This is a genomic window from Micrococcus sp. (assembly GCF_030523875.1).
Lineage (GTDB): Bacteria > Actinomycetota > Actinomycetes > Actinomycetales > Micrococcaceae > Micrococcus.
The window spans coordinates 1-7339 of record NZ_JAUNHR010000093.1; the positions used below are offsets into that span (position 1 = coordinate 1).

Below are 7339 nucleotides of genomic sequence, written 5' to 3' on the forward strand. Positions count from 1 at the left end.
CGGACTGCTCGCCGCCGAGCAGGTTGCCGGCGCCGCGGATCTCGAGGTCCTTCATGGCCAGCTGCAGGCCGGCGCCGAGCTCGTTGTGCTGGGCCACGGCCTTGAGCCGCTCCATGGCCACCTCGCCCAGGGGCTTCTGCGGGTCGTACAGGAAGTAGGCGTAGGCCCGCTCGCGGCCGCGGCCCACGCGGCCGCGCAGCTGGTGCAGCTGGGACAGGCCGTAGCGGTGGGCGTCCTCCACGATCAGGGTGTTCGCATTGGCGATGTCCAGGCCGGTCTCGATGATCGTGGTGGAGACCAGCACGTCGAACTTCTTCTCCCAGAAGTCCACCATGATCTGCTCCAGGCGGGACTCGCCCATCTTGCCGTGGGCGACGGCGATCCGCGCCTCCGGCACCAGCTCGGCGATCCGCTGGGCCACCCTGTCGATGCTCGTCACGCGGTTGTGCACGTAGAACACCTGGCCCTCGCGCATGAGCTCGCGGCGGATGGCCGCGGTGACCTGCTGGTCCGTGTACGGGCCCACGGAGGTGAGCACGGGGTGGCGCTCCTCCGGGGCGGTGGCCAGCGTGGAGGTCTCGCGGATGCCGGTGAGGGACATCTCCAGGGTGCGCGGGATGGGCGTGGCGGACATGGCGAGCACGTCCACGTTGGTGCGCATCTTCTTCAGCGCCTCCTTGTGCTCCACGCCGAACCGCTGCTCCTCGTCCACGATCACGAGGCCGAGGTCCTTGAACTGGACCTCCTGGGAGAGCAGGCGGTGGGTGCCCACGATCACGTCCACCTCGCCGGCGGCCAGGCCCTTCACCACCTCCGCGGACTCCTTGGCGGACTGGAAACGGGAGAGCGCGGCCACGGTCACGGGGAAGCCGGCGAACCGGTCCGTGAAGGTCTGGTGGTGCTGGCGGGCGAGCAGCGTCGTCGGGACGAGCACGGCCACCTGCTTGCCGTCCTGGACGGCCTTGAACGCGGCCCGCACGGCCACCTCGGTCTTGCCGAAGCCCACGTCCCCGGAGACCAGGCGGTCCATGGGGACGGTGGCCTCCATGTCCTTCTTGACCTCCTCGATGGTGGTCAGCTGGTCCGGGGTCTCGATGTACGGGAAGGCCTCCTCCAGCTCGGCCTGCCACGGGGTGTCCGGGGCGAAGGCGTGGCCCTTCGAGGCCATGCGGGCGGAGTAGAGGCGGATGAGCTCCCCGGCGATCTCCTTGGTGGCGCGCTTGGCCTTGGACTTGGTCTGGGCCCAGTCCGAGCCGCCCATCTTGGACAGCGCGGGGCTCTCCCCGCCCACGTACGCGGAGATCAGGTCCAGCTGGTCCGTGGGCACGAACAGCCGGTCTCCGGGAGCCCCGCGCTTGGAGGGCGCGTACTCGAGCACGAGGTACTCGCGGTAGGACTCCTCCTCCCCCGGGCGGCGCCGCGCGCCGCCGGTGACGGGGCGGCGCTGCAGCTCCACGAACCGGGCGATCCCGTGCTGGGAGTGCACCACATGGTCCCCCGGCTGCAGGGCCAGCGGGTCCACGGCGTTGCGCCGCCGGCGGGCCAGCTTGGCCCCGGCGGCGCGGGTGCCGGCGGTGCGGTGGCGGCCGAACAGGTCCTGCTCCGTGATCACGGCGAGCTTGCGCTCGGGCAGGGTGAAGCCGGTCCCGACGGCGGCGGTCGCCACGCGCACGCGGCCCGGCGCCGGATCCGGGTCCACGGGGCCGGTGAGGACGGAGGCGGTGAGGCCGGCGTCGGCGTGGAGCTCGGCCAGGCGGCGGGCCGAGCCGGGCCCGTCCGTCAGCAGCACCACGGACCAGCCGTCGTCGAGGCGTGCGCGGGTGAAGCGGACCATCGCGTCCATGTCCCCGCCGAAGGTGGTGGGCGAGCCGAGGCCGGAGCGCAGGGTGGCCGCGTCCGGCAGGAGCTCCGCGTCCGGGGAGAGCGCGGTGGTGGACCAGTGCCCCTGGGCCCGCTCGAGCGCGGCCTCCCGCAGCTCGGTGAGGGTGAGGAATCCGCCGGCCGCGGACTGGCCCTCGGCGCCGAGGTCCACGGGGGCCTCCGCGCCCTGAGCGGCGCCGGCCCACGCGGCGGCCAGGAACTCCTGGTTGGTGGTCAGCAGGTCGTCCGCGCGGTGGCGGATCCGCTCGGGCTCCACGAGCACCGTCAGGGACCCCTCGGGGAGCAGCTCCACGAGGGAGGTCATGCCGTCCGCCAGCAGCGGGGAGAGGGACTCCATGCCCTCCACGGCCACGCCCTCGGCGAGGCGCTCGAGCATGTCCGCGGCGCCGGGCAGGCGGGCGGCCAGGGCGCGGGCGCGCTCGCGCACGGAGTCGCTGAGCAGCAGTTCGCGGCACGGCGGGGCGTACAGCTCGGCGGGGTGGCCGGTGCCGTCCTCGGTGGTGTCCTGCAGGGAGCGCTGGTCCGCCACGGAGAACCAGCGCATCTGCTCCACCTCGTCCCCGAAGAACTCGATGCGCACGGGGTGCGCCGCGGTGGGCGGGAACACGTCGATCAGGCCGCCGCGCACCGCGAACTCCCCGCGGCGAGACACCATGTCCACGCGGGCGTAGGCGGCGTCGGCGAGGGCCTGCACCACGGCGTCGAAGTCGCGCTCCTCCCCCACGGCCAGGCGCACGGGGGCGAGCTCGCCCAGGCCCGCCACCATGGGCTGCAGCACCGAGCGGACGGGGGCGACGACGATGCGCAGCGGCGCCTGCCCCTCCTCGCCCGGGTGGGCCAGGCGGCGCAGCACGGCCAGGCGGGCGCCCACGGTGTCCGAGCGCGGCGAGAGGCGCTCGTGCGGCAGGGTCTCCCATGAGGGGAACAGGGCCACGCGGTCCGGGTCCGTCCAGGCGGCGAGGTCGGCCAGCAGGTCCTCGGCCTCGCGGCTGGTGGCGGTGACGACGAGCACCGCGGCGCCCGGCCCGTGGCCGGCGGACACCGCGTCCGCCAGCAGGGCGAACAGCGGGGCGCGGGCGCCGTCCGGCAGGCCGACCTCCAGCTCGGCGCCGCGGGCGGGCAGGGCGCGGCCGGCGGAGGCGGCAGCGGCCTCGAGGGCGTGGTCCCGGGCCACCACGGGCAGCAGCGGGGCGAGCACGGGCACCGGCCCCTCGGCGGCGGGGGCGGGAGTGTTCACAGGCGGTCTCCTCCGAGGGGACGGTCGGGCTGGGCGGCGGGCGCCTCGGTGGCCATGATCTCCGCGACCTCCTCCAGGAGGTCGAGCACCGCGTCGGCACCGAACACCGGGCCGCCCGCGGTGAGGCGGTCCGTCCCGAGCAGGACGGCACTCGGGTAGGAGGTCAGGCCGAGCGCCCGGACGGCGGCACCGGCAGGGTCCTCGAGCACGAGGTCATGGGGGATGTGGCCCCGTGGCGGGGCATGCTCCTGGTCCGTTCCATGCCGTGGCACCAGCACGCGTGCGCGCACGGGCCCCAGGCGGTTCGTGAACTCCGGCAGCCGCCCGATCACCCTGGCGCAGGAGCCGCAGCCCGGGGACAGCCGCAGCGCCACCACCGCACCCTCGGCCACGAGGTCGTGGAGGGAGCGGTAAGAGGAGTCCGCCGTCACCACCGCGGCCGGGAAGGGGTGGCGTTCCGTGTCATCTCCGCCCCCCGGTCCGTCGGGACCTGCGGCGGGGACAGACGGCCGCGGGACCGACCTGGCGTCCTCGGCCGGGGGCACCGACTCGCGGCCCACCAGGAGGGTGGCGGCCGCGAGCAGCAGCGCCACCACCAGGCCCCAGGCCCACGCCGCGGAGCCGAACGCGGTCAGCGGGAGCCAGGCGACGGCGTCGTGCACCCGGAATGAGGCGATGCCCTCGACCAGGGCGAGGACGGCCAGGACCAGGAAGACCACGTTGCGCACGATCGTCCAGCGGGAGATGGGGGCCGCGGACGCCTCACCGAAGCAGCCGCAGGAGACGCCGTCGTCCTTGGCCCGCACCACCAGCACCAGGAACGCCGTGAACAGGGCCACCGCGGCGGCGCCCGTGAATGGGCGCAGCGCCGGGAAGGGCAGAAGGAGGGCCGCGCCCAGCAGGAGCTCGAGCCACGGGAACACCCGCGCCAGCCACGGCGCGGCGAGCGGACGGGGCACCTTCAGACGGGTGAAGACGGCTCCCACGTCCTCGCGGGAGCGTAACTTCGTGCCGCCGCTGAGGAGCATGATCAGGGCCACGGCCCAGAGTGCGGACATGGTTCACGCGCCTTTCGGAAGCGGACGACGGGCGGTGCCCCGGACCGGCAGGGCCGGTGCCGGCGATCCCCGGGTGCGGCCCGGCGGCGGGCCACCGTCCAGCATATAGGCTGGCTTCCACCCCCCCTATCCGAGGAGTCACCATGGCCTTCAGCGCCCAGCAGTCCATCCCGCATCCTCCGGCCGCCGTGGCCGAGGCCCTCTTCTCCGAGGACTTCCACCGCTCCGTGGCCGAGTCCCTCGGCGGCTCCCTGGAGAGCTTCACCCGCACCGGCGAGGGCGACGGCGAGGTGACCCTCACCATCGTCCGGCAGGGCCCCACGGACCGCCTGCCGGAGATGGCCCGCAAGATCGTGGGCGGCAACGCCCGGATCGAGCAGGTCGAGCGCTGGTCGGCCGCCGCCACGGACGGCTCCCGCACCGGCACCACCACCATCACCGTGCCCGCCGCCAAGGCCACCGCGGAGGGCAACCTGCGCCTGGCCGCCGTGCCCGCCGGCACCGAGTACGCCGTGGACGGGGACCTGCAGGTGAAGATCCCGCTGGTGGGCTCCAAGGTGGCCCAGAAAGCCGAGCCCATGGTGGGCAAGGTCGTGGCCCGCGCCGGCCGCGAGGTGTCCGCGTGGATCGAGCGCGGGGGCCGGTCCTGACCGTCAATCCCGTCGTCCACGCAGGTCCGCCGACCTCCCGTCGGGAGCGGAGGGCCCAGGAGGCCGCCCGCATCCAGGTGCCGCAGGCGGTGCTGGCCGTGTGCACCGGCAACATCTGCCGGTCGGCCTTCGCGGAGCACGCACTCCGCGGACGTCTGGAGTCGCTGGCCCCCGGACGAACCGTGACCGCGAGCGCGGGCACCCGGCCGAACCTGGGGCTCCGGGTCCCGCCGGCACTGTCGGCGGCCGCCGAGTCGGCGGGCGTCCGCGGGCTCCGGGACCACCGGCCCGCCAGGATGAGCGCGGCGACGATCGCGGCGGCGGACCTGGTCCTGTGCGCCACCCAGGATCACATGCGCCAGGTGCTGGGGGAGGTACCACGCGCGCTGGGCCTGACATTCACCGTCCTGGAACTCGCCGCTCTGATCGCGCGCATGGACGATCGCACCGAGGGCGACTGGTTCGCGGAAGGAGACGGGATCCAGGCCTTCGCCCGGCAGGCCGCGCGGCACCGGAGCCTGGCCCGACTGGAGGACCTGCCGCTGGACATCGCCGACCCTTTCGGCGGGCCGGACGAGGCCTATGCGGAGATGGTGCGGCAGATGGCGCCGGCGCTGGAGGTGATCGCCGGGGCGCTGGCCCGCGCGGTGCGCCCCGTGTGATCCCCGGGGCGCGGGGCCCTCAGGAGTTGAACCGCTGCTGGGCGGCCTCGAGGCCGTCCGTCAAGAGAGCCTCCACGGCGTCCGCGGCGCGGTCCACGTGGAGGGGCAGCAGCTCCTGCTCGGCCCTGGTGAAGGGCTTGAGCACGAAGTCGGCCACGTCCATGCGGCCCGGCGGGCGGCCGATCCCGGCGCGCACGCGGAAGTAGTCCTTGGCGCCCAGGGAGGCGGTGATGGACTTGAGCCCGTTGTGGCCGCCCTCTCCCCCGCCGCGCTTGAGCCGCAGGGTGTCGAAGGGGATGTCCAGCTCGTCGTGGACCACCACCAGGTCCTCCGGGCCGACGTCGTAGAACTTCGCGAGCGCGGAGACCGGGCGGCCCGAGGTGTTCATGTAGCCCGTGGACATCGCCAGGACCACGCGCGGCCCGCCGATGCCGAGGCGGCCCGTGGCCACCACGGCGCCGGCCTTGTGACGGGTGAACCCGCCCCCCACACGGGAGGCGAGCTCACCCACCACCATCTGGCCGATGTTGTGGCGGGTGCGCTCGTACTCGGGCCCGGGATTCCCGAGCCCGACGACGAGCGTGGTCCCCGCCACGGCCGATCAGTCCTCGGAGCCCGCGGCGTCGGACTCGGCGGCCTCGCCGGAGTCCTCGCCCTCGGCACCCTCGGTCTCCTCGCCCTCGGCGGCCTGCTCCTCCTGGGTGGAGGTGTCGCCCAGATCCTGCTCCACGACCTCGGAGACAGTGGCGATGACGATCTCGTCCTCGAGCTGCAGGACGGTGCCGGCGGGCAGCTGCACGTCCGTGGCGTACACGTGCTCGCCCGGGCCGCGGCCCTCGATGGAGATGGTGACGGACTCCGGCAGGTGGGTGGCCTCGGCCTCGAGGGGCACGGTGGGGTAGTCCAGCACGTAGGTGGTGTCCACCTCGGTGGACAGCTCGCCCTCCACCTCGACCGGGACGTCCACGACGACCTTCTCGCCGCGGCGGACCTCGATGAGGTCCAGGTGCTCCACGGTCTGCTTCAGCGGGTGGCGCTGGATGTCCTTGGGGAGCACCATGTGCTCCTCGCCGGCCTCGTTCACCACGGTGAGCAGGGCGTTGGGGTTGCGGACGGCCAGGGTGGTCTCCTGGGCCGGCAGCAGCAGGTGGATGGGGTCGGCACCGTGGCCGTACACCACCGCGGGGATCATGCCGGCACGGCGGGCCTGGCGGGCGGCGCCCTTGCCGAAGTCGGTGCGGCGGGTCACGCGGAGCTTGATCTTGTCAGACATCTCGTCCTCCTCTGGTTCTCTCGGCCGCCTCCCCGGGCGGGGCGGCGGGTGTGGCCAGGAAGGGTCTGGAGAACCGCGCGCGGAGCAGGGCTCACGCGGACGCGGCGGCCTCGTCGATCACGGAGCGTGCACTCCCTCGCCTGGGCAACCCGGCAAGGATACCACCGCCGTCACCGGCGGTGCGGATGCGTCCGCTGTCGAGGGCACAGGGCCAGCGGGCCGGCGTCGCAAACCCTAGAGTTGCCTCAGTGCCTTGCCCCCGTCAGAGGAGTCCCATGCCCACGCGCCCTACAGACTGCCGGCACCGGCACATGTCCACGTGGTCGATCGAGACCGGAGCCGGGTCCCTGCTCGTCTCCGCCCTCGACGAGGTCGAGGCTGACGCCGTCGTCCATGCGTGGGCACGGTGCGCCCCGACACCGTGCGAGGCCCCGCGAGGGGACCTGGACCGTGCGGGGCTGGCCTCGCTGACGTGGGAGCAGTTCCACGAGGAACTGGTCCATCGGGCCACGCTCCGCGCCATCGAGGCGGGACGCGGCACCCACCTGATGTTCCATGCCGCCTGCCTGGCGGCCCTC

At 74.0% G+C, this 7339-nt stretch carries 6 protein-coding genes and 1 pseudogene; 3 read left to right on the forward strand and 4 right to left on the reverse strand.

Translation table 11 applies throughout. The features are described from left to right. Positions 1-3055, reverse strand: a 3055-nt coding sequence (gene mfd / locus Q4D18_RS10215) for a transcription-repair coupling factor (RefSeq protein WP_303128029.1), incomplete at its 3' end; no start/stop codon positions are given. Between the two features lie 59 nt (positions 3056-3114). Further along, a complete protein-coding gene (locus Q4D18_RS10220) occupies positions 3115-4176 on the reverse strand; it encodes a MauE/DoxX family redox-associated membrane protein (protein ID WP_303128020.1) in 1062 nt (353 codons plus the stop codon). A 143-nt stretch (positions 4177-4319) separates the two neighbouring features. Between Q4D18_RS10220 and Q4D18_RS10225 the strand changes: the two genes are divergently transcribed. Both Q4D18_RS10225 and Q4D18_RS10230 read left to right on the forward strand, forming a co-directional pair. Then, the gene (locus Q4D18_RS10225; protein WP_303128022.1) at positions 4320-4826 is read left to right on the forward strand and encodes a DUF2505 domain-containing protein; all 507 of its coding nucleotides are present in this window, start codon (positions 4320-4322) and stop codon (positions 4824-4826) included. A 98-nt stretch (positions 4827-4924) separates the two neighbouring features. Next, positions 4925-5488, forward strand: a complete 564-nt coding sequence (locus Q4D18_RS10230) for a phosphotyrosine protein phosphatase (RefSeq protein ID WP_303128032.1) — start codon at positions 4925-4927, stop codon at positions 5486-5488. 19 nt (positions 5489-5507) lie between these two features. Here the strand turns inward: Q4D18_RS10230 and pth are convergent, their stop codons facing one another. Together pth and Q4D18_RS10240 are read right to left on the reverse strand one after the other, a co-directional pair. Then, a complete protein-coding gene (gene pth, locus Q4D18_RS10235) occupies positions 5508-6083 on the reverse strand; it encodes an aminoacyl-tRNA hydrolase (RefSeq protein WP_303128025.1) in 576 nt (191 codons plus the stop codon). Positions 6084-6089: 6 nt separating this feature from the next. Next, a complete protein-coding gene (locus tag Q4D18_RS10240) occupies positions 6090-6761 on the reverse strand; it encodes a 50S ribosomal protein L25/general stress protein Ctc (RefSeq protein ID WP_303128027.1) in 672 nt (223 codons plus the stop codon). Between the two features lie 275 nt (positions 6762-7036). On the opposite strand from Q4D18_RS10240, the pseudogene Q4D18_RS10245 reads away from it, so the two are divergent. Beyond that, positions 7037-7339: pseudogene (locus Q4D18_RS10245) on the forward strand (hypothetical protein); the annotation flags it as partial.

What these genes read in the sequence shown, in the direction of transcription:
- Q4D18_RS10220 (WP_303128020.1), bottom strand. Translation starts at nt 4,176, where the DNA reads ATGTCCGCACTCTGGGCCGTGGCCCTGATCATGCTCCTCAGCGGCGGC.
- Q4D18_RS10225 (WP_303128022.1), top strand. Translation starts at nt 4,320, where the DNA reads ATGGCCTTCAGCGCCCAGCAGTCCATCCCGCATCCTCCGGCCGCCGTG.
- Q4D18_RS10240 (WP_303128027.1), bottom strand. Translation starts at nt 6,761, where the DNA reads ATGTCTGACAAGATCAAGCTCCGCGTGACCCGCCGCACCGACTTCGGC.